This is a genomic window from Pseudobutyrivibrio sp. LB2011, from assembly GCF_000701765.1.
In the GTDB taxonomy this organism is placed as follows: Bacteria; Bacillota; Clostridia; order Lachnospirales; family Lachnospiraceae; genus Pseudobutyrivibrio; species Pseudobutyrivibrio ruminis.
On record NZ_KL370823.1, the window covers coordinates 128,142 to 150,680 of the forward strand.

The 22,539-nt window shown below is 39.0% G+C and carries 17 protein-coding genes; 2 read left to right on the plus strand and 15 right to left on the minus strand.

Translation table 11 applies throughout. From position 1 onward, the window contains the following. Positions 1 to 42: 42 nt before the first annotated feature. From T375_RS12290 to T375_RS12335, 11 genes are all read right to left on the minus strand, one after another. Positions 43 to 528, minus strand: a complete 486-nt coding sequence (locus T375_RS12290; protein WP_143085486.1) for a hypothetical protein — start codon at positions 526 to 528, stop codon at positions 43 to 45. 315 nt (positions 529 to 843) lie between these two features. Continuing rightward, positions 844 to 960, minus strand: coding sequence for a Clo7bot family Cys-rich peptide (locus tag T375_RS13635; protein ID WP_177175661.1), 117 nt, complete (start codon positions 958 to 960; stop codon positions 844 to 846). A 289-nt stretch (positions 961 to 1,249) separates the two neighbouring features. Then, positions 1,250 to 1,750: a hypothetical protein gene (locus tag T375_RS12295; RefSeq protein WP_155952520.1), complete on the minus strand. Its 501-nt coding sequence runs from the start codon at positions 1,748 to 1,750 to the stop codon at positions 1,250 to 1,252. A gap of 14 nt (positions 1,751 to 1,764) precedes the next feature. Further along, positions 1,765 to 3,090 carry a radical SAM/SPASM domain-containing protein gene (locus T375_RS12300; RefSeq protein WP_044939052.1) on the minus strand — a complete coding sequence of 442 codons (1,326 nt, stop codon included), beginning with the start codon at positions 3,088 to 3,090 and terminating at the stop codon, positions 1,765 to 1,767. Positions 3,091 to 3,251: 161 nt separating this feature from the next. Further along, the gene (locus T375_RS12305) at positions 3,252 to 4,877 is read right to left on the minus strand and encodes an ABC transporter ATP-binding protein (protein WP_044939055.1); all 1,626 of its coding nucleotides are present in this window, start codon (positions 4,875 to 4,877) and stop codon (positions 3,252 to 3,254) included. Then, positions 4,878 to 5,336, minus strand: coding sequence for a GNAT family N-acetyltransferase (locus tag T375_RS12310; protein WP_044939057.1), 459 nt, complete (start codon positions 5,334 to 5,336; stop codon positions 4,878 to 4,880). Between the two features lie 156 nt (positions 5,337 to 5,492). Then, entirely contained in the window at positions 5,493 to 6,968 is a 1,476-nt protein-coding gene (locus T375_RS12315) for a PTS transporter subunit EIIC (RefSeq protein ID WP_044939060.1), read from the minus strand. A 217-nt stretch (positions 6,969 to 7,185) separates the two neighbouring features. Further along, a complete protein-coding gene (locus T375_RS12320; RefSeq protein WP_044939063.1) occupies positions 7,186 to 8,007 on the minus strand; it encodes a carbohydrate ABC transporter permease in 822 nt (273 codons plus the stop codon). Between the two features lie 15 nt (positions 8,008 to 8,022). Continuing rightward, positions 8,023 to 8,913, minus strand: a complete 891-nt coding sequence (locus T375_RS12325) for a carbohydrate ABC transporter permease (protein WP_044939066.1) — start codon at positions 8,911 to 8,913, stop codon at positions 8,023 to 8,025. Positions 8,914 to 9,000: 87 nt separating this feature from the next. Continuing rightward, positions 9,001 to 10,317: an ABC transporter substrate-binding protein gene (locus T375_RS12330; protein WP_044939070.1), complete on the minus strand. Its 1,317-nt coding sequence runs from the start codon at positions 10,315 to 10,317 to the stop codon at positions 9,001 to 9,003. Positions 10,318 to 10,411: 94 nt separating this feature from the next. Continuing rightward, positions 10,412 to 12,625 (minus strand): alpha-galactosidase, encoded by a 2,214-nt coding sequence (locus tag T375_RS12335; protein WP_044939073.1) that lies wholly within the window; start codon positions 12,623 to 12,625, stop codon positions 10,412 to 10,414. Positions 12,626 to 12,738: 113 nt separating this feature from the next. On the opposite strand from T375_RS12335, the gene T375_RS12340 reads away from it, so the two are divergent. Beyond that, positions 12,739 to 13,566 carry an AraC family transcriptional regulator gene (locus tag T375_RS12340; protein ID WP_044939076.1) on the plus strand — a complete coding sequence of 276 codons (828 nt, stop codon included), beginning with the start codon at positions 12,739 to 12,741 and terminating at the stop codon, positions 13,564 to 13,566. Between the two features lie 40 nt (positions 13,567 to 13,606). On the opposite strand, the gene T375_RS12345 is transcribed toward T375_RS12340, so the two are convergent. Next, positions 13,607 to 15,799 (minus strand): LTA synthase family protein, encoded by a 2,193-nt coding sequence (locus tag T375_RS12345; protein ID WP_044939079.1) that lies wholly within the window; start codon positions 15,797 to 15,799, stop codon positions 13,607 to 13,609. Positions 15,800 to 15,998: 199 nt separating this feature from the next. On the opposite strand from T375_RS12345, the gene T375_RS12350 reads away from it, so the two are divergent. After that, on the plus strand, positions 15,999 to 18,548 hold the full coding sequence (locus T375_RS12350) for a hypothetical protein (RefSeq protein ID WP_044939082.1): 2,550 nt from the start codon (positions 15,999 to 16,001) through the stop codon (positions 18,546 to 18,548). On the opposite strand, the gene T375_RS13900 is transcribed toward T375_RS12350, so the two are convergent. Genes T375_RS13900 through T375_RS13365 form a run of 3 tightly spaced genes read right to left on the minus strand, consistent with a single transcriptional unit; the run spans position 18,534 to position 22,524 of the window. Further along, a complete protein-coding gene (locus T375_RS13900; RefSeq protein ID WP_081822056.1) occupies positions 18,534 to 19,190 on the minus strand; it encodes a lysoplasmalogenase family protein in 657 nt (218 codons plus the stop codon). The genes T375_RS12350 and T375_RS13900 overlap by 15 nt on opposite strands. Before the next feature lie 14 nt (positions 19,191 to 19,204). Further along, entirely contained in the window at positions 19,205 to 21,322 is a 2,118-nt protein-coding gene (locus tag T375_RS12360) for a hypothetical protein (protein ID WP_044939088.1), read from the minus strand. Positions 21,323 to 21,366: 44 nt separating this feature from the next. Then, positions 21,367 to 22,524: a class B sortase gene (locus tag T375_RS13365; RefSeq protein ID WP_049960435.1), complete on the minus strand. Its 1,158-nt coding sequence runs from the start codon at positions 22,522 to 22,524 to the stop codon at positions 21,367 to 21,369. Positions 22,525 to 22,539: the final 15 nt, after the last annotated feature.

The window sequence follows — 22,539 nt, forward strand, 5'->3', positions numbered from 1 at the left end:
TGGAAAAATTCCGATATCAGGCCACATTTTCTTATCCCCCTTTCACTTTGATATATAATTGTATATTTTTTTAATACAACCATTCTTTATTAGCTCTACCAATATTGATAATGAGTATTTTTGCACAAGCATATAAGTAATATTAAATGAATAAACATATAATAATGGATTGCTATAATCAACATTATTTAAATCAATTTGTTTACTCACCTCTATAATGTCTACTAGCTTTTCCTTTTGATCTGCTAGATACATTGCCACTCCCTCATACAAGCAGAGTGGCATGTTTTTTTTATATCTCTCCGTTGCTAAATGCACAAACTCGTGAATAATAATTTCTTGCTGATAATGCACTGGAGCATCTAGTAGTTTGTCTAATATATAAATCGTATTATCATATGCAAAGGCAACTACCCAATCTGGTAAAGGGTTTTTAATTTCGTTTTGAGATGTCACGGTAATGTTTATACTATCCCTATAATCAAACATATCTCTGATATGCTTAATCTTATCTCCAATCCCTTTCATCAAATATAGACAAAACTCTGGTGAATAGTATATTCGCAGCTCTTTATTCGTTATTATCATATTAATGTTCGAGACACTGCACATGACATTTCTTACTACAAGAATAACAATATGAATCTACATTTTTATTAGCTTTTAACACTATATATTTCATGCCCCATCTCCATTTTCTATTCACTTTTATACTAACTAGCCCTTATCCAAGCACTGTTTATCACATTTATTAACATTCTGAGAAACACATGCGAAGCAGTATGCCTCTTTGTATGACTTATCTGTTGATACTATATACTTCATCTGCTTACCCTCATTCTATTAATTTTTGGTCCTATCTTTTACACACTGAGTACCACAAACGTTTACACACTGTCCACCGCAGCCATAGCAGTATCCAGCAACTGTGAATTTCTCGTTTAAAACAATAAATCTCATTTTTACCTCCTTAAGCATAAGCCACATTCGGACATTCTACACATTCAAAAAGCCCTTTGCATTGTACATCGCATTTTGTACATGTGTAGCAGTATCCTTGAACATTATTTGTTGATAATATTATGTAACGCATATTTACCCCTTATCAAAACACTGTTTACGGCAATCATTATGCCTTTGCTTTGTGCAAGCATAGCAAAATGCCTCTTTAATTGTTTCATTCAATACAATATATTTCATATCCTAGTCTCTCCTTTCATTTTTTTATAATAAATGTAGCTACACATTATTATTCCTGCGAATAAGAAATCGCTTCAACATTAACATTTTCATTTGGAGTTAATGTCATTGTAAGTGAGCCTTTAGCTTTCTTACCTACAATTTTGATTCTACTGGTTCCCTTATTAAGCGAAATCGTAAATGAACCATTAGCCTTATTTCCATCTGTGTTTTCCCATAAAGTTTCTATTTTTTTATCAGTTGTTATTTCTATTATTTTGAATTTTCCAGATGAAATATTTACGTTGTACGCACATTCTACGTTTGCTGCTTTGGATGCATCCATTTTCCAGATTACGTCGTTTCCAGTAAATGAAAACTTAATGCTGGCAGTTTCTGAATCTGCGACACCATCCTTTTCCCAGTATGAATAGCTACTACTGTCTCTTATTAATACTTTTTCATTGTCATAGTTGTCGTTATTTCCACCAAACCATGATCCAAACCATGATCCTACTCCTGCAAACAGAAGTATATTCAGCCCCACTAGCATTGCTACTAAACTTTTCATTTTAACTCCTTTCTCTATACACATTCTTTTTCCTTTAATGACTTATATTCATATGTATACTTAATCATTTCATTAAAATGATACTTCCACTTTTCACAATTAGCGCTTTTTCCATCCTTTAATTTCATATAAGGACAACCACCCATGCATATTGGTAACAGATTACATGATAAGCACTCCCCTTCGAATGGATTAACCTCAACCCATTTTATACTTCTCATTGTCTCCTCCACTTTAGGATCCTTAAGACGTAATACATTTCCTACAGCATCTTCTTCTGAACCGATATTATTCCAACACTTGTAAATAAATCCCTTAGGATCAACAACAAAAGAATTAATCTGATCTGCACAACAATAATTACTCTTTATTCCTGGATAATATGGATAATCATCTGCATTAAATCCGTGCTTATGTAATAATTTTTGTAAATTGATATTTGCAGAGGAATATTCCTTTGTTGATAAGCAATTTCCAGCGATAGAGCTACATGCCTCAGTATATGCTGTTACTTGTCCAAAATTGATATGTAAATCCTGCAAACCATTTTCTTCCAAAAATGTAAGCAGCTCCTCCACATAATCCAAGTTTGTTTTATCTATGTTCACTCTGATATTTACATTAATATCATTCTTTTTTAGCAGCTTTATATTCTTAATGATTTGATTAAAACTTCCTGTTCCATCTTTCAAAATACGTCTTGTATTATGAATTCTCTCTGGACCATCAACTGTAATTTGGCAGCTCATTATTTGAGCTTCTTTCATTTTTTCCACTACCTGTTCGGTAACCAAATATCCATTTGTAACCATGAATGCGGAGTATTCAATTCCATTCTCCTTACATAAATCAATAAGCTTTGCTGACAAAGCAAATACCACATCTTTTCCTATTAATGGTTCTCCGCCATACCATGTAACACTTAAATCTCCAAGATATTTTGCATTCTCTTTTACTAATTCAATTATTCCATTCTGTACTTCCTCAGACATTTGCTCATTCTGTGGTGTCTCGTAACAATAAGGGCATTTGAAATTACAAAATAATGTAGGTGCGATTGTTAGTCCAAATGAGTTATTTGAATATTTTCCTCTTTTATTTATAAACTTAAGTTGTTCAATTTCATCTACGCAATCTTCAATTATGAAATTACCCTTTTTCATATCTTCAACTAGTTCTTTTCTTTCTGGCGATAGAGCATTAACATCTATTGTTTCGATTTCATCTAATATGTTAATGAAATCATCTTCCACCTCTGCCAATGCACAGCTTGAGGAATTAAATGCCAGTTTAACTCCATTTTCCAATTCATTAATAATGTTATACTTTGATTTTTTCATAATATATTTCCCTATTCTCCTTTTTAGTTATTCTTTCTAGTACTTTACATAATGAGGGTCACACTGATAATCGCACTGTACGCATTTATAACAATATGCATCTGTAGATATTAAGTTTCTACTTCTCTTTGCTTTTACTATGTATTTCATACTGTCTCCTTTCATCCAATTCTTATTACCTCGTCAGCATTCTCCATTAGTTGTTCATCATGAGTAATAATCACAAATGTGTATTCCGGTACTAATTCCTTTAAAGCATTGCCTATCAATTCCCGGTTTCCTACATCTAACGCTGATGTTGGTTCATCCATTATGATTATGTCTGCCTCTTTAATTAATGCTCGCGCTATTAATATTCGTTGAGCTTGACCTCCGGATATATTAATTTTGTCTGTGATAATTGTTTCAAATCCATTTTTCAATCGGCATATATCGTCATATACATTTAGCTTTTTACATATCTCATATATCTGCTCATCTGAAATAGATGGATCAAATAATCGGATATTCTCTTTTATAGATACATTAAATAATTGATTGTTCTGTGGCACATAAGATATCTTTTTATTTGAGTTGGCCCTATCTTTACCATCAATTAATATTTGGCCTTTATCTGGATTAAGCATTCCCATAATCAGGTAGCTCAATGTAGTCTTTCCACAACCTGAGTTTCCTACTACACATGATATTTTGTTTAAACCAATATCTACATTTAAGCCATTGAATATCTCTTCAGATTGGTCATATCTGAATTTTAAATCTCTTATAGCAATAACATTTTTTTCTTCTTTTTTTCCATCAGAGGATGTGTTATTCCTCTCTTCTTCACTTTCTTCCTGTACAAATTCATCTATTCTATCAATGATTGGTTGGATTGCTTTAAAATCAAGATTACAATTTAGCAAACTAATAATTGGTCCTACTATAAGTTGAAAGTAAAGTATCAATCCAACAATATTTCCTATGGTCAATGTTCCTTTTGCATAATAGCCTATTCCGATTGCATAAATTAGCATAATGCATATAACCGTCATTGCTTCCAGTAATGATGCAAACAATGTATTGGCGTTTCTTATTCTTATGTTTTTATGCTTATTTAGCTCTATCTTTTCATCAAATAGCTTTCTAGCTATTTTTTGAAGTTCGTATATTTTAATGGATAATATGTTTGTTGCACTATCACTTATTAAAGCTGTCACATCATCCAATGATTCCTGACGTTCTAATGAAAGCCTTATATTTTCTTTGCTTAATTTATCAATAATAACAATTCCTACTATCAAGATAGCCCCGATGCATAATGTGATTGGAACAGATATCACCATCATTCCAACAAGCACACATAAAATCAGTAAGCTGTTTTTCAGTAATACAACAAACACATCTGATACAAAATCGCTTAGCATTCTAGAATCATTTATTATCCTAGACAATATTTCACCATCGTTATTGTCATAAAAAAAAGTAATTCTCTTACTGATAATTCCCGAATACATTTCATTTCGTAAATCCTTTGTAATTCGTTCTGATATATTGATGAATATTCTACTTTGTATATATGACAATATGGGCTGTAATATTAGAACAATAAAAAATAAGCCAAAACACTTTGTAAGTCTTATGTACTCCTTGGTAAATAAAACATCATCTATTATGTATTGGGATAACACAGGACCTATGTAAACCATACCTGAATATAAAAAAGTAACTAATAGCCCCAAGCATTCTTTTCTTTTATACCTATTCAGTAACCCAGCAATAAAAGCTATGTACCTATTTTGTTTCATCTATATTTCCCTTAAAAATAATGTTTTATATTCGTTAAAGCCTAAAACCTTTATGTTTTTATAAAACTTCTCGTTACTTGCAAAAACATGCGCAGATATATGTTGGATTCCTTCTTTTTTTCCTACTTGCATCACCGTTGCCAAAAATCTATGCACCATTCTTGAATTTCTAAATGATGGTTCTATATAACAATGCAAAACATATATAGTTGGTTCATCAAAATCGTGCAGTCTTTCTTTTCTATATGCTTCAATAAATCCAACTATTTTGTTTTCACTTTCTGCAACATATATGATTGTGTCTTTATCATTTATCAAGTTGGCATAATTATTTTCAACATCATCAAAGGTCACCTTTTCCCCAGTTAATTTGAATGTATGATCCTCTGCCAAACATTTCCATAATCGAAAAATCTCATCTGTATCCTCAATACAAGCTTCCCTTATTACGTAGTTCATTTCTGCCTCCTTATATTAAATATGTTACTTAATCGATATTTATTCTCAATACTGCTTTGACAAACTACGTTCTTTTTTTGATGAACAACATAGAAAAAGACCACAGCTTTCGCTGTGGCCTTTTTACATTCTAGAATGGAGTTATGGGAATGTGAATTATAGTAATTTTTTGAATTCGTCATATACGAACTGTACCTGAGTTCCGATGACTACCTGTACTGAGGTTTTGCCTGGGCGAATCATGCCGGCAGCACCAGCAGCTTTTACAGCTTTTTCATCAATCACTGACTGATCCTTTACTTCAAGTCGGAGTCTTGTAGCACAGTAGTCAGCTGATGTGATGTTTTCTTTTCCGCCGAGAGCAGCTAAAACCTTTGATGCTACTACAGCGTAGTTGTTATCTGAAAGCTTTGCATCTTTATCGATTTCACCGAAGAGTTCTTCGTCGTCCTCGCGTCCAATTGTTTGGAGGTTGAATGCTCCAATCATGTAATAGAATACAAGGTAAAATACTACAAACGCTGCGATACCAAGTGGAATAATCATCCATGTGTTCTTAGCAGCTGGAAGTGATGCAGAGAAGATTAAGTCTGTAGCACCAGCTGAGAATGAGAAGCCTGCTCTAAATCCTACCAAGCCTGTGATAATTGTAAACACACCATAGAGGAGTGCGTATACTACGTAAAGACCTGGAGCAAGGAACATGAATGCAAACTCAAATGGCTCTGTAACACCGCAAACGAATGCGCAGATTGCAGCAGATGAAAGAATACCAATGGCAACCTTTTTCTGATTTGTCTTTGCACGTCTAATCATTGCGATTGCAGCACCAGGAATACCAAACATCATACATGGGAAGAAGCCTGACATGTAAAGTCCTAAATCCCAAGATACATCAGCAGATGTCTTGCCTGCCCAGAAGTTTGTTAAATCACCAAGTCCGATTGTGTCGAACCAGAATACGTTGTTAAGTGCGTGGTGAAGACCTGTTGGAATAAGAAGTCTATTAAGGAATGCGTAGATACCAGCTCCAACGATTCCCATCTTTGAAACTCCTGTACCGAGTGCTACAAGACCTGTGAAAAGTAATGGCCATACAAAAAGCAATACAGCAGAAACACAGATAGAAACCAAACCTGAAATGATTGCTACGCTTCTCTTACCACTGAAGAATGCTAACCAATCTGGAAGCTTTGTGCCCTTAAATTTGTTGTAGCACATTGATCCGATTACACCGGCAAGAATACCGATAAATGGATTTTCAATCTTATCAAACGCCATTGAACGTGTAGCACTTTCTGCGATTGATGGCATGATTGTTGTAACAAATCCTGTAGCAAGAAGTGTTGTCATAATTAACCATGAAACGAGAGCTGCTAATCCGCCTGTACCGTCATGGTCATCTGACATACCAACACCTACACCAATAACGAAAAGTATTGCTATGTGATCAATTAAAGCTGCGCCAGCTTTTACCAGGAACAATCCGATAAGCATCTTTGCTCCGGTGATATCTCCTCCTTGCATTGTTGCTGGGCATAAAGCGTATCCGATACCCATCAAAAGAGCACAGAGAGGCAATACCGCTACTGGTAACATAAGGGCTTTACCAAGTTTTTGTAAAAACTTCATACATTATCCTCCTTTTTATCCCCTAACTCCCTAATAAGATTCCTTATTAAGTACTACCTAAATTATAGTCATTTGATAAAATCTGTGTCAACGAAATCGCCCTACTCTGAAACCTCTTTCATGTTTATAGACTGGCTTTCAGTTTCCCTGACAGTACTTTCACACAAAAGAAGCCCAAGCATCATGCTTGGGCTTCCTTTCATGTATTTGGGTTTTATTAAAGCTTTCCACCGGATGTAGCAATACCTTCGATGAATTGCTTCTGGAAAATGACATAAAGAACAATCATTGGGAGGCATGCGATTAATGCTGCCGCCATAAGTTCTGGGTAGTTCGATGAGAACTGTCCTTGCATCTTTGAAAGTGCACTGGCAAGGGTTGTTTTGTTTGTATCAGGACAAACAATCATTGGCCACATCAAATCCTTGTAAGCAAATACTGCTGTAAAGATTCCAAGGGCTACCATGGCTGACTTTGTAAGGGGTGCCATGATAAAGAGGAAGGTTTGACCAATATTGCAACCATCCAGTCGTGCTGCTTCCTCCAGTTCCTTTGGCAAGCCCATATAGGCCTGACGAAGAAGGAATGTACCAAAGGCTGATACCAGACCAGGGAATAAAAGTCCAAGTAAGGAGTTGGTCCAGCCAAGCTTACTTACCATTACGTACTGTGGAATGATGAAAATCTGTGATGGAATCATCATCTGGAAAAGCACCAATCCAAACATAAAATCTCTTCCCTTAAACTGAAGTCTTGCAAAGGCGTATCCTGCAAGTGTGGCTGTTAAAACGGCACACAAAACTCGAAGGGCTATCATCATGATTGTGTTGAAATACAGTCTTCCAAAGTTTACGTTGTGCAATACTTTTACAAAGTTTTCTACCCGAAGCTTTGATGGAAAGATTACGAATGGATCCATCTGAGTAGATTCGCCAACTGTCTTGAATGCTGTAAGCACCATCCATGCAAATGGCACCAGCATTATAAACGACATGATTATTAGAATTATATAAATAATTATTTTATTTTTACGTCCCATTTTTCTCACCTCACATTAGTTGTAGTGAACCCACTTCTTTTGACCAACCATTTGTAATACAGTCAAAAGCATAATTACTACAAGAAGCACTACCACAACTGTTGCTCCGTAGCCCTTGTTGCCCTGTGTAAATGAGTATTTGTAGAACAAGCTAACAAGTGACTGCGTTTTAAACAGTGCTGGATTGTTATTGTCGATTACCATGTAGATAACGTCGAATACCTGCATAGCTGCAATAACTCTTGTAACCAATACGAAGAAGATTGTTGGAGAAATAAGTGGAACTGTAAGGCTGAAAAACTGCTGAATTCCATTTGCTCCATCTATAGATGCAGCCTCATAGTAGTCTCTTGGGACTTCCTGCAAGCCTGCCAAAAACAAAACCATATTGTAGCCGATGATTGACCAGATACCGATGATTGCGATTGAATAGATTGCAATGTCTGGATTTGAAATCCAATTGGTCTTTCCTGGCAAGATATGATTCAATAGTCCAAATTCAGAATTATATAACCATCTCCAAACCATAGCGATTGCTGCTGGAGCGGCAACCATTGGCAGGAAGAAAATGGTTCTAAAAACACTTCTACCTTTTATTTTCCCATTTAAAAATACAGCTAATACTAACGAAATTATGATAGAGATTGGTACCTCAACTACTGCATATTTAATTGTGTTCCATAGTGCCTGCCATACTTCAGTATCTGAGAAAACCCTTTGATAATTACCGAGTCCAACAAAAATATTTCCTTTGCCGAAATCACCTGTTTTGAAAAAGCTCTGATATATAGTTTGAAAAATTGGAATGATGTTTAGGATGATTAAACCAATCATTGTTGGCGCAATGAAAAGCCATCCCCAAATAAATTCGCTTCTTTCGCGCTTTGTAACTCTTTTTTTATTCATAACATTAGTCTCCTGCTTTAAGACAGACAAGGTGCAGTATGGACTACTGCACCTTTATCTGCAATTTAAACAATAATAAAGAAGAAGTTATTCCTCACTGAGAGTCTGATTCATGCTGTCACAAATTTCCTGACAAACTGTTTCTACGTCCTTTTCGCCTGTCCAAGCTTCTTTAAGCTTTTCTGTCTGCATATCTTCCCAAACTGTTGTGTACTTTGAATATGGACGGAATACTAAGTCTGCATCAAGCATATCCATATGTCCGCTTAAGTCGAATACGTCTGTGCAGTTAACCCAGAGGTCTGAGCATCCTTCGTATGCTGACATTGTTACACCAAGCTCTGCCTGCTTCTCCTGCATTTCCTTAGAGCCGAGCCATTCGATAAGAGACCATGCTGCATCTGGATTCTTTGTTGTTGCTGATGCTGCCCAGCCAAGTCCGTTGTATATAGAAACTCTCTTACCTGTTGTAGCATCCTTTGGAAGAACTGCTACGTCACAGTTTGCTGCTGTGTATTCGTTGTCCTTGAAAGCTGATACCATCCAAGAACCCTGTGTTACCATTGCAACCTTTCCTGACTCGAAAAGTACATCTGCGCCTGATTCAGAGATTGTGTTAAGGTCTGGGCAAGAGCCGTCCTGAACCATATCTACAAACATCTGAATTGCCTTGATTGTGTTAGGGTTGTCATAGCCTGAAGACTTCTTGTCGTCGCTGATGATTTCTCCACCCATTGAATATACTGCATTGTAGAATGAGTCCTGGTTGTTTGAAGGTGCAATTGCATATCCCCAGTGCTCATCGTTTGTAAGCTTTGCTGCTGCATCTACGAATGTATCCCATGTCCAAGTGTCATCTGGATAGTCAACGCCCATCTCGTCAAAGATTGTTTTGTTGTACCAAAGGGCGATTGTATCGATATCCTTTGGAACTGCGTACTGCTTGCCACCTGACTGATACAAATCAACGATACCTTCGTAGTAATTTGCCATGTCAATCTTGTCGCTAGCTTCAATCTTATCTGTCAAATCCATGAGCATGTCGTTTTCCATGTATTTCTGTGCCTGGTTTGAATGCATCCAGAATACATCTGGAAGCTCACCTCCTGAAGCACCTGCCTCAAGAAGTGTCCAATAGTCATCCCAGCCAACTACCTGGATCGTAGCCTTTACGCCAGACTGCTCTGACCACTCATCAATAATTTCCTGCAAACCTGCTCTTTGGTTTTCATCCCAAATAGATACTGTAAGTTCGCCTTCTACACTGCCTTTCATTTCTGTTGCTGCTGCATCACCGCTGTCTGATCCTGCATATGATGTGCTTTCCCCAGAGCCACCACATGCCATCATTGACATTGCCATTAATGAAGCAAGCAATAAACTAGTTACTTTCTTTACCTTCATAATAACCTCCCTTTCGGTTTTGCCGATTTTTATTCTAAATTCATATTAGCTTTCTTTAGCATATCTTTATATGGATTTATTATTCCAAAAGATGTCATTTTGTGACTTTCCCTTTTAGGATATACATGTGTGTTGTGTAGTCTCCATCGCTCTCATACCAGTTTCTCTCCTTGTTCATAAGAGAAATTCCTGCGTTCATCAGGTAGTCGCCATAAATATCATCCTTATCATTTATCGTATATACGATATCTGGATTTAACCCCTGAAGCTTTATTCTCTCTATCCCCCAGTTTGGAATGTTTTCTGTTTTGTGTGTGGTGACGATTGCAGTCTGTTTGTCATCGGAAACAACCATCCATGCAGAGATATTGTTTTCAAATGGAGACTGGAGACGGTAATAATTTCCATATTGGAACAACTCACGGTACTCCTTCATAAACTTGATTTGCTCTTTTACACTTTCGAAATCCTCTTCAGATATTTCATTCAAATCAAGCTCATAACCAAATGTGCCATAGTAAGCCACATTAGCTCTATCGTCTATAGTCATATCGCGATGTGTCTGCAGATTAGGGGATGCAGATACATGTGAGCCCACCATAGACACTGGATAGCCGTAGCTTGTGCCGTACTGGATTTTCACTCTCTCATGTCCATCTGTGTCATCTGAGCACCAAGCCTGTGGCGCATAGTAAAGCATACCTGCGTCGAATCTGGCACCACCGCTGGCGCATGATTCAAACAGGATATGAGGGAATGCCTTTCTCAATCTTTCATAGAGGCTGTACACGCCCATGATGTATTTGTGATATATCATGCCCTGCTGGTTTTTATCTACATCCTGGCTGTAGCACTCAGTAATTGAGCGGTTCATATCCCACTTGATGTAGTCGATGCTTGCGTTTGAAATCACTTCGTGAAGCTGATTGTAGATGTTGTCTACAACCTCTGGCTTTGAGTAATCCAGAACCATCTGATGGCGGCCTAATGTGCGTGGTCTGTATGGTGCTGCAAGTACCCAATCAGGATGCTGGCGGTACATATCGGAATCCTCGTTTACCATCTCTGGCTCAATCCAAAGTCCGAATTTTAATCCAAGATCATTTATCTTTTTTGATAATCCGCTAATGCCATCTGGAAGCTTATTCGTATTTACGTACCAATCTCCCAGTCCAGCGAAATCGTCATTTCTCTTTCCAAACCAACCATCATCAAGGACGAAAAGCTCTACACCTGCTTCCTTTCCCTTTCTGGCAATCTTAAGGATTTTTTCCTCATCGAAATCCATCTCTGTTGCTTCCCAGTTGTTTAGAAGGATTGGACGTGGCTTGTTTTTATAGGCGCTTCTCACCAGGTTGTTGTTCATGAGCCTGTGGATGTTTTGGCTCAAATCGTTGAGACCATTTGAAGTGTAGGTGATGATAACCTCTGGAGTGTGGAACTCTTCTCCTGGCGCAAGTGGCCACTGAAACCACTTTGGATTGATTCCCATATTGAATCTAAGCTTTCCAAAAGTGTCAGCCTGTGCCTTTGCAATGTAGTTTCCGCTGTATACCAGATTGAAGCCAAAAGCCTCTCCCTGGAAATCATCTGCATTCTTTCTTTTGATAATTACAAATGGATTGTAGTTTGCGCTGGAATGGCCACGAAGGCTTTCGATGGCAGTGATGCCTGATGAAATATCTCTTTCCTTTGGGCTGCGCTCTCTGCCCCATGCACCTTCAAACTGAAGCCATGTGAACTTGGTATCTGGAAAATCCACATTGCAGCTAAGTGCCTGCTCAAGCTTTAGCTTCTTGTCTCCAGTATTCTTTAGCTTTGTATGACGGCAGATGGCAGAATAATTCTCCCAAACTGTATAGCACAAAGTCACTTCAAGGCCAGATATCAAATCCCTGCAAACTATCTCTAATGACTCTGCCTCATCATCCTCATTTGTGTATGTAGCTGGAAGGCCTGGAATAGGTGCCTTGCCTTTGTAGATTCTATGAAACTGGTAGGTAAACTTTGTCACTCTAGAACCATTGTCCTGAAGCACTTCATATGCACTTGAGCCGAAATCTCCATCGCCAAATGATGGGTACTCCAAAAGGGCCAGCTCTTTAGTGTATTTCTCATCATCCTTTTCATTACAGCACAGCGGTCTGATGCCAAATGATTGATAATCCTGCAATCTTTGTTCTGTATGTATTGGCTTTCCAAAATACAGCTGGCCAATATCTCCATCCTGACAAATGCCGATTACATAGCTTAGCGATTTATTAAATATATGAAATTGCTTTTCCTGCTCATTAAAAATTATTCCCATATTTTCTCCTTTGCCCTTCTTTTTTGCTATAATCATTATATTGATTACGTAGAACAATTAAGATGTTCCAATTATTCATTTTCATGTCACTATGTGACATTTGGGAGAATCATATGGAAATTAGAGGCGTTGATAAATGTCGATTTGTAGACATCACTACCTCAAATGATTTTTATCTGTTTGAGGTGGGACGATATAAATGTGAGCCACATTATAATTATGGCCCTATCATCCGCACTAGAACTATCTTTCACTATGTTATTTCCGGTGTGGGATATCTGTATATGAATGATAAGAAATATGAGATTCATGCAGGCCAAGGCTTCCTGATTCCGGCCAAGGTGAAAGCCTATTATGAAGCGGATTCCAATGACCCTTGGGAGTACACCTGGATACATGTAGATGGACCACGTGTTACAGAGCTTTTTAATTCAGCCGGTATTTCTTTGGACCAGCCTATCTTTACTCCTAATGGGGATGCCAGTGAAATTGTAGAATGTATAAATCGTATATACGATAATTATGACAATGAATGCTACTGCTACGCCATGGTTTATCAGATGTTTAGCTGCATTTTAGATAAATCCAGCACCAAGACTGAGTCAACTGAGGTGGACCCTCGCCTTGCCTATGTAAAGAACGCCATCAGATATATCAGGCTGAAATATTCTGAGCCTATAAATGTGGAAGACATAGCCAATGCCTGTGGATTAAACAGAAGTTATTTGACCCGTGTGTTCAAACATGCCACCGGCTACACACCTCAATCCTACCTGGCCACCTACCGCATGAAAAAGGCTTCCGAAATGCTTTTAAAATCAAATGAAAGTGTCAATACCATTGCCTTTAATGTAGGGTATTCTGACTCCTTCACGTTTTCAAAGGCATTCAAAAGATACAGCAATCTGTCGCCTAGCGAATATCGCAGCAATCACACATAAAAACAAAGGTCGCAAAGCTTAATGCCTTGCGACCTTATTTTTATTCATCTGCATCTTCTGATGTTTCAGATTCTTCTAATTCTGCTTCCTCTTCTTCCTCTACATAGTTTGGATCAAATACGGTGTACTCATTTGATTCGCGGAAGATGGTATTTGAACTACCTACCTGACAAACCTTTATTGTATCGCCGTTTTGTACGTCAGAAGCCTTTATTGAAAGAACCTGTCCAGATTCGTATTTAGTTGAAACCTGTTCGTCATTTACGTATACCTTAGACCACTTGGTAAACTCATCACCGTAGATGTGCAGCCTTCCGTTGAAGAAGTATGCACTGTCGATTGTGACATCATTTACACCCATTACTAAGTCTGAAGGGCCGTACTCTGTGCCGACTTCGTATGTGTAACGATCTCCGTACATGATATCGTACTGAAGCATACGTAAGTCGTTCATGTATTCGCTGGTTCCACGCTGCTTGCCCTCAGCCATTGCTGTCTGGTGGTATGCGTTGATGTTTCCGTTGTGAATGTTGAGTCTGTTTAAGAACTCTGATACAAGCTGGTATGAAGCCAAATCCTCGTCGATTTTTTCCATACCGAAGTTGTTCCATGTGAAGTACTTTGTCTGGTAAAGGTCACCTGTTGCAACCTCATCGTTTGTAAGACCCATTGTTGGAAGGTGGTCACCAAACATGATGACAAGTGTATCCTCACCTCTGGCATCAAGTGCCTCGATGTACTGCTTAACAAAATCGTCTACGTTGTAGATACGGTTGATGTAATATTCCCAAGCCCAGTTTTCTTCTTCTGTCTTGCCAACAGCATTGACCTTGATAGCTGGATCTTCCTCAACCTGGTATGTTGGGTAGGCACCGTGGCCTTCAACTGTGATTGTGTATACGAAATCACTCTCTGGTGTGGAATTCATGGCATCGAGAGTACCATCAATAAGGATGTCATCTGTAGGCCAGTTTCCAAGTGGAGTGTAATCTGTAATATCTAAAAGCTCCTTAGATGTGAATGTATCAAATCCCATCATGGAGAATGCGTTTGCTCTTGAATAGAAGTTCCCACCATTGTTGTGGACAACATGAGTGCTGTAGCCATCTTCTGAAAGTACATCAGCGTAGCTCTCAACATCTGTCTCCTTAAGGATGGTCTTCTGTGGGTACTCACCTGGGCCGAAGAAGTTGCAGCTAAGTCCTGTAAGAACTTCGAACTCAGAGTTACATGTGCCAGCACCAACTACAGGTACGATACAGTGGCCTGTAGAGTAATTCTGCTCAAGGTAGTGAATGTAAGGAATTGGGTCCTCACTTGTCTCGATGAAATCTGCCTCAGATACATCGTAGAATGACTCAAGCAAGATAACAACGATGTTTGGCTGTGAGTCGTCCTCAGATGGAATCTCAAGTGTGCTTACATAAGCAGAATCTTCATTAACGATGCTTTCGATTTTGCTCTTTGAATAACCAAATGGGCGATTCATACCACGGTCAAGAACCGAAGTAGAGAAGCCATATAAATAACCGTAATCCAAATATCCCTGGGCAAGGTTGCCGAAGTAGGATGTCATGATTCCCGAGTTTCTAAGAAGCAATGTGGATGGATAAAGGGAAACCCAAAGGGCCACCACAAGTATCAATCTCTGCCAGAATGGCTTGCCGTTCTGCTTTTTCTTGCCATTCTTTAAATAGATAATCATGATGATTATGTAGATTACCAAGGCTGCGATTGCAAGCATAGCTTCTTGCGCTGAGAAGTAGTTGGAATCCTGCATTGTCAGCAAATCGCTGATCATGTATAGGTCAGTGTAACCAAATGGTGAAACACGGTTCAACAGAATGACGCAATTTATAATACCAAGGATTATAAATATCATGCTGATGAATACTCGCCACCAACCACGTCTCTTACTAAGGAACACAATCGAAAGTGCTACGAATATACAATATGAATTGAATAGGTAAGGTCCTGTGTGATTTACTACGAAGCCCCATGCCTCTGTGAATGAATGACGAGACATCCACTCCATAACAAATATCAGAAGCATAGCCAGTGGAATGTGCATCCAGAATGAGTATTTATCCCACAACATCAACCATGTTTTATGGAATTTACTTCCTAGATAAGACTGAACAGCCTTTGAGTTAGCCAGTTTGATAAATGGCTTTTTTATGTTCTTTCCCAGCCATACAAAGCCAGACTTTATTTTTGAAAAAAATCTTTTCATGAATCCTCCGATTAGCACAAATTACATCTAATCTAATTTAATCAAGACAGTATGAAAAAATAGTGATAAAATGTTAAATATTCAGAGCCTATCAAAGAAAATCATTTCTTATTAAAGATAGGACATCTGAATATCTTAAAATCAAAATTCCAACGGATTATAACACTTAAAAGATATTTAATCAAGAAAGCGAGAATATATGAAGTTACAATTCTATAAGAAGGGCATCCCTACAGAAATCCTTAAGCGAGTGGGTATTTTAGTGGTTGTTTTTGTGGTTTCAGTGGTGTTTTTCGAGATAGTCACAAATATCAGCGAGCCCCAGGAAGTGACCGCCCAGTCCTCTCCTACGCTGCCAACTGTCACCATCGATTATCTGGGTGATGCTACAACAGAGCTTCACGGCTATGTGACAGAGATGGACCCAGCCTACATGCGAGACGCCATTATCCCTTTGGACTCTGAAAGAAACGTATCTATCACAGTTGATTCCAAGGATTACGATGTGGATGGATTGTCATACGAGATACGCTCTTTGGATACACAGCGAAACATTTCGAATAATGAGCTGGAATTCACATCTAAGGACGGCATTCTTACCGCCAGCTTCCAGGCTGAAAACCTGATTGAAAAGAACGAAGAATATCTTCTTATTCTTACAATTACAAGCGGTAATGATGAAATCTACTACTACACCAGAATCATGCAGCCAGAAGGATGTAACGAAGAAGAGATATTAGATTTTGCTCAGTATTTCCACAACACTGCTCTTTCAGAGGATGCAACAGATTTAGCTACATATATTGAGCCTTCATCTTCTGCATCTGAGGATTTGAACCACGTTACTATCAATTCAAATCTTGCTCAGATTTCCTATGGAGGATTTGATGGCACACAGGTTGGTGATGTAAATACAGCTCTCACTGATATCAGTAGCAACTACATCAGCCTCACATTCACTTACCTATTAAATAGAGATAACTCAGGCAAGTCAGAATATTACACATGCGTAGAGGAGTTTAGAATCCGCTATACTTCCGACAGATTGTACCTGCTTTCTTACGACAGAACAATGGAGCAGATTTTGGATGACCAGTCCGTTTCATATAGCAAAAATGTGCTGAACATCGGCATCACTGATCCTGATTTGCAGTACATGTCAAACGAAACTGGTACCATTGTTTCATTTGTACAGAATGGTTCACTTTACGAATACAATCAGACGGACCGCACACTTAAGCAAATTTTCAGCTTTGTGGAGGACCCTACTGACAGCCGTTCTATTTATGACCAACACCAGATTCTTCTTTTGAATATCGATGAATCCGGTACTATGGACTATGTTGTTTATGGATACATGAATTCCGGTAGCCACGAAGGCGAATGCGGAATCAACCTTTACCACTACGATGCAATCGAAGATACTTCCACTGAGCAGGTGTTCATCACCTCTACAAGCTCTTACCAGATTTTGAACGCCAACTTCTCTGAGCTTTTGTACGAGACAGCTGACAACCAGTTCTACATCATGGTAAACGGAACTCTTCTATATATGAATCTAAACGAGCTTACTACCAAGGAGCTGATGACCGGCCTTGACGATGCTCAGTATGCTGTGTCTGCATCCCGCAGATACCTGGCTTGGATGGATCAGGAGGATATGTCAGATTCAATCCACATCATGGATTTGGAGACTGGAGATTCCTACGATATTACAGCAGGCACAGGACAGCTTTTAAAGCCACTGGCCTTTTTGGATGACGATTTGATTTACGGTACTTTAAATGAGAACGACATCACTACTGACGGTGCCGGCTCTACTATTTATCCAATGTACAAACTGACAATCGCAGATATCTCTTCTGGCTCAGGACGTGAGCTGATGACATATCAGAAGAGCGGTTACTATATTACAGATGTTTCAATCGAGTCCTACACAATTTATCTGGATCGTATTCAGATAGATTCTGAAGGAATTATCACCGCCGCTGATGGGGACACCATCAAAAACAGTGCCGGTGAGCAAAACAAAGCCGTTGATGTTAGCACAATATCAGACGATGCAAAGGAACAGGTTGTTGTTCTCACCATGGCCGAGCTGGAGGAAGATGAAAAGCTTGGCAAGGTTGATTACGATGTACCTGGCCTGGTACTTGCTGATGGCAGCCACTCAATCTCTGTTGCCTCTGCCACAAGCTCTACACAGTACTTTGTATATGTAGGCAGCAAGGTTTCGCTGGCCACTGATGATTTGAATCGCGCAATCACAGAGGCCGATGAAAACATGGGTATCGTGCTTGATAACACACCTAAATATGTGTGGAAACGAGGCCGTAAGTCATATCAGAATGCAATCACAGGAATCGCTGTTGGTTCAAGTGATTCGGAGGCTTCCGGCAGCGCCAGAGCCCTTTCAGCTATGCTTGTTCAGGCTGGGGAAAATGTGCAGGTGCACACACTATTAGAATCAGGAGAAACACCTATTTCGGTGCTTTCAAAGACATTAAAGGATTACGACATTCTTGATTTAACAGGATTGTCGCTTAGCCAGGTGCTCTACTATGTAAACCTTGGCACACCAGTGTACGCATACACCGGTGATGACACCGCAGTACTTATTGTAGGATACGATGCAAGCTCCATCATATACTTCGATCCTATGACAAGCCAGAATCAAAAAATGTCACTAACCGAAGCTAGTGACTATTTTGAATCCTTTGGAAATGTATTCGTGTCATACATACAGTAAACTATATATGAATAATAAAACCGCAGCATAATAAGTGCCTAGATTCACATAGTGAACCAACCGCTTGTTGTTGCGGTTTTTATAATGGTAGAAATACAAAAACAATATTGTGAAGTCGCTGAACAGGAAAAGCATTCCCGCTATGCCAAGGATTGGTGTGCCGTTGAGGCCGCATTCCAGAGCCTTTAAAGTCATTGTGGATACGAAGTAGCAGTAGATTATGCATGGCGCAAAGAGGCTGCCCATATGGAGGTGACACCACTTCTGCATGCCAATAAGTATCAGGCATGGAATCACTGGAACGATGTATACAAGCACGTTGGTGCCTACCGTGATGCGGCACATGTAATTAAGCAGGCCTACATGGCCCAGCATAAAGGCTATAATGCCTATTTCCATGGCTTGTTTGCGACTATAGGTATTGTATAGGCCCATCATCAAATCGCCTATAAAACAGGCTAATAGGGCCCACAGAAGCAAGCCTAGTCTTTCTGAATACCACTGATTGATAAATAGAATAACCAAAAAGGAGATACTACAGATCACCTTTAATGGGACATAGTATCTCCTTGAAAATCTATTATCACATACAGCAAATAATGCAATTATAAGTGCTACATAAATAATAGTTTCTATTATCATATTTTTCACCCGACTTATTCGTCGTCTCTATCACCTGCAAGAATAGCCTCAAGCTTCTTCTGCTTGCTGAAAAGAATTGTACCTGCTCCAAGTAAGAAGATTGCTAAGCAAAGTAAATATCTGCTATCGAATCCATCTGCTGTAGTAGGTGTTGTATCCTTTGTGTGTCCAGAAGAGATTGAACCGTCGCTGCTTACCTTGTAAGTAACTGTAGTTGTTGTCTTTCCTGTGATTGTAAGTAATGTCTCTGCCCAGCCGTCTGTGTACTCAAATCTGACTACGTGGTCGCCAGCTGAAAGGCTTGAAACATATGATGCTGTAAGAGTGAGGATTGTTGAGCCTGACTCTACAGTAAACTGGTTCTGAGCAAGTGTTACACCATCAACCTTGATTGCAACGATCTTATCAAGTGGGCCGTCACATGTGATTGTAACTGTGCCTACATTTGATGGTACCTTCTGGTTTGCACCAGCTGTAACTGAATACTTTGAGTTGCTTGTTGTCTTGCCAGAAGCTGTTGTTGCTTTGTACTTGAATGTAACTGTTCTGTCTGCGTTGACTGTGCCTGACTGGTTCTCTGCGCTTACATATTCGTATCCAGAGTATGTCTTTGGATCGTAGCTGAATGTGTCGCCCTGAGAGTATGTATCAGTCTGACGTGTCTTTGTCTCAATCTTCTTTGTCATAGTCTGGTCGTAGAATACGTCGTAAACTGTGACCTTAAACTTCTTTGTAGAAGATGAAGATGCTGTGGTCTTCTTATAAGTAAATGTGGCTGTCTGGCTGTTTGAAGCTGTGACAGTGTATGTTGTTGTGCCAAATGCTGTGTAGCCATCTACTGTAGGAGCTGTGATAACCTTGCCAGCTTCCTGTGTGTAGGATGTGATTGTACGCTCGCCGATGTATGTTGTGCCATCGTTCTCGTAGAAGTTACCCTTGATTGTAACTGTGTAGGTAGGATTTGTGGTTCCGCCACCACCTGATTCTCCACCGGATGAGGATGCTGTGTATACGTATGTATATGTTGCAGGGCCTGTAACTTCCTCAAATGTTGGGCTAGATGTAAGTGTGTATGTTGTTGTGCCGTCTGTGTATGTAGAATCGGCTGTGTAGGTAGGTGTTGAGCCTGAAGCTAAAGCTAATGTTTTAGCGGTAACATCTTTTACTTTATTACCATCAGCATCATTCAACTGATATATGATAGTAATCTCGTATGTATCTATTGTAGCTTGGAATGTATATTCATAAGGTCTATTCTTTGTCGCAACCTCTAAATCAGGATCTAAATCTGTCACTCTAGCATACTCAACACCATTAGCATCTGTATATGTTGTAGCTGTGACTCCATTTGGTATTTTTCCTGCAACAACTGTTTCGTTTGAAACTCCAGTTTCTGTTCTGAGAACTGTACCATCTTTTGCTAATAAAATATAGTCATATGTAATAGTAAATGTTGTTGTTGTTCCTGAGTTGTCAAAATTAATCTCGATAAACTTTCCTGCGTCCTGTAAATCCTGGAAATAGGTTACTACTACTGATGTTGAAGAACATCCTAAGCAAGAAACATATGTCATATCATCTACAGAGCCTGTGTTTGGCCAAGAATTATGCGTTCCAATAGATGTGATTTTTGTTCCATCTTCAAATGTAAGATTTTTAACATCGCTTCCATCAAAAGCTCCTGCGTCAATTACTGTTACAGAGCTAGGAACTGTAAATGATGTACCAACTGATTTTGGGACTTTTACTAATTCTGTCATGCTACTATCAGCATAAGTAGCACCGTCATCTGCTGTGTATGTACCGTCATCATTTGTTGATGCAAGCGATGCGCCAAGAGCAGCTGCTGGTAAGCTATATAATTCTAATGAATCAGTGCTGAAGGTTGTAGTTGTTTCATCTGAAGCATCAGCTGCGTCTGCTGTTTCTTCAGTCTCCTCGGTCTCTGCCACCTCTTCAACATCTTCTTCAGTTGTATCTGGGTCCTCATTCAGAACTTCGTCCACTATAGTCGTGTCCCCGTCTGCAATCGAAATTGAGCTGCCAAAGAAGGTCCAGCCCGTCAGAAGAATAGATGCGCTAATAAGAATACATCCTATTTTTTTCAATAATCCCTTGTTCTTTTTCACCATAGCATTCCCATCCCTAAATCCAAGTTTTTAGGCTCTGTTATTTTTTATTTGACTCTCTTTGCAACTACAAACATGCGACCGTCTTCGGTGTAGCTATTGCAAGTGCTAAGGGTCAAAATCTTGTCCGTAGAACTAATGTCGATTGTCTCGTCGTATACCGATAAACTTTGGATGTTATCTAAAAACTCCTGGAGCTCTGAGCCTGTAACTGCGTCGATGAAATTGTAGTATTTGTAGCTGTCGTCATCATCATAACCCACTGCTGACAGGCCTACACCAACAACTTCGTACTCTTGCTCCTCATATAGAGTTTTAAAGATTATCGTCTTATGCGACTGATAATAATCATAGTCTAAGTATCTTTTTAATCCACCAAACATGGTTCCAGATCTCATATTGTGACCATATATGATGGTGTTAGTGGTCGGATTAACTATGTCGCAACGATAATCGACGAATAAAGTACCGGCGGTACTCGTTTCTCCATAGAAATCTCTTCTCAAATAATATTCAGGGTCGTTTGGAGTCTGACATACCGGATAGTTGATATCCGTGTCAACGACTTCAAGAATCCCTACGAAATCGCTATTTTGCGAGTATAGCTCAGTCATATCTGGAAGAATCTCTCGCTCATCTGCTGCATAATTCTTATCCCAAGGACTTACTATCAAATCCTCTGTGATTTCATTAGCCTCTGCATTTGAGTCCTCCACAGAATCTATATCGTCATTATCATTATCAATATTAACGTTATTTTGTGAAATATTAGTGTTTTGGGTATTATCTTCTCGATTTTGTATCTCTGCAGCTATCTTTCTGGTCTCGTAAACGTCCTTTATTTCTACCCCAGCATATACTCCAATGAGTACCACCGCCATGGCTACGAATACAAGTCCCAGGCGTCTGGAGCTTTTTGCCTTGGTTGCTGCCTCTTCGATTATCTCTCTATCGTCTAGAAGTCCTGCGGATTTGTTTGCCACAATATCTGCCACGTGCTCTGTGTACTGAGCACCGATTGGACTGTTGAATGTAATGATGCCATCACGAATATCATTATATAGGCGTAGGGCAACCTCTGGATCTTGTATATCAAGCTCCTCATTGATGCACTCTATTTTCTTAACGTCCTCTTGGGCTGCACGATATTCATAGTGAGTTTCAAACTCAAACCCACCAATACTAAACCTTTTCTTGTCTGACATATATCGTTCTTCCTA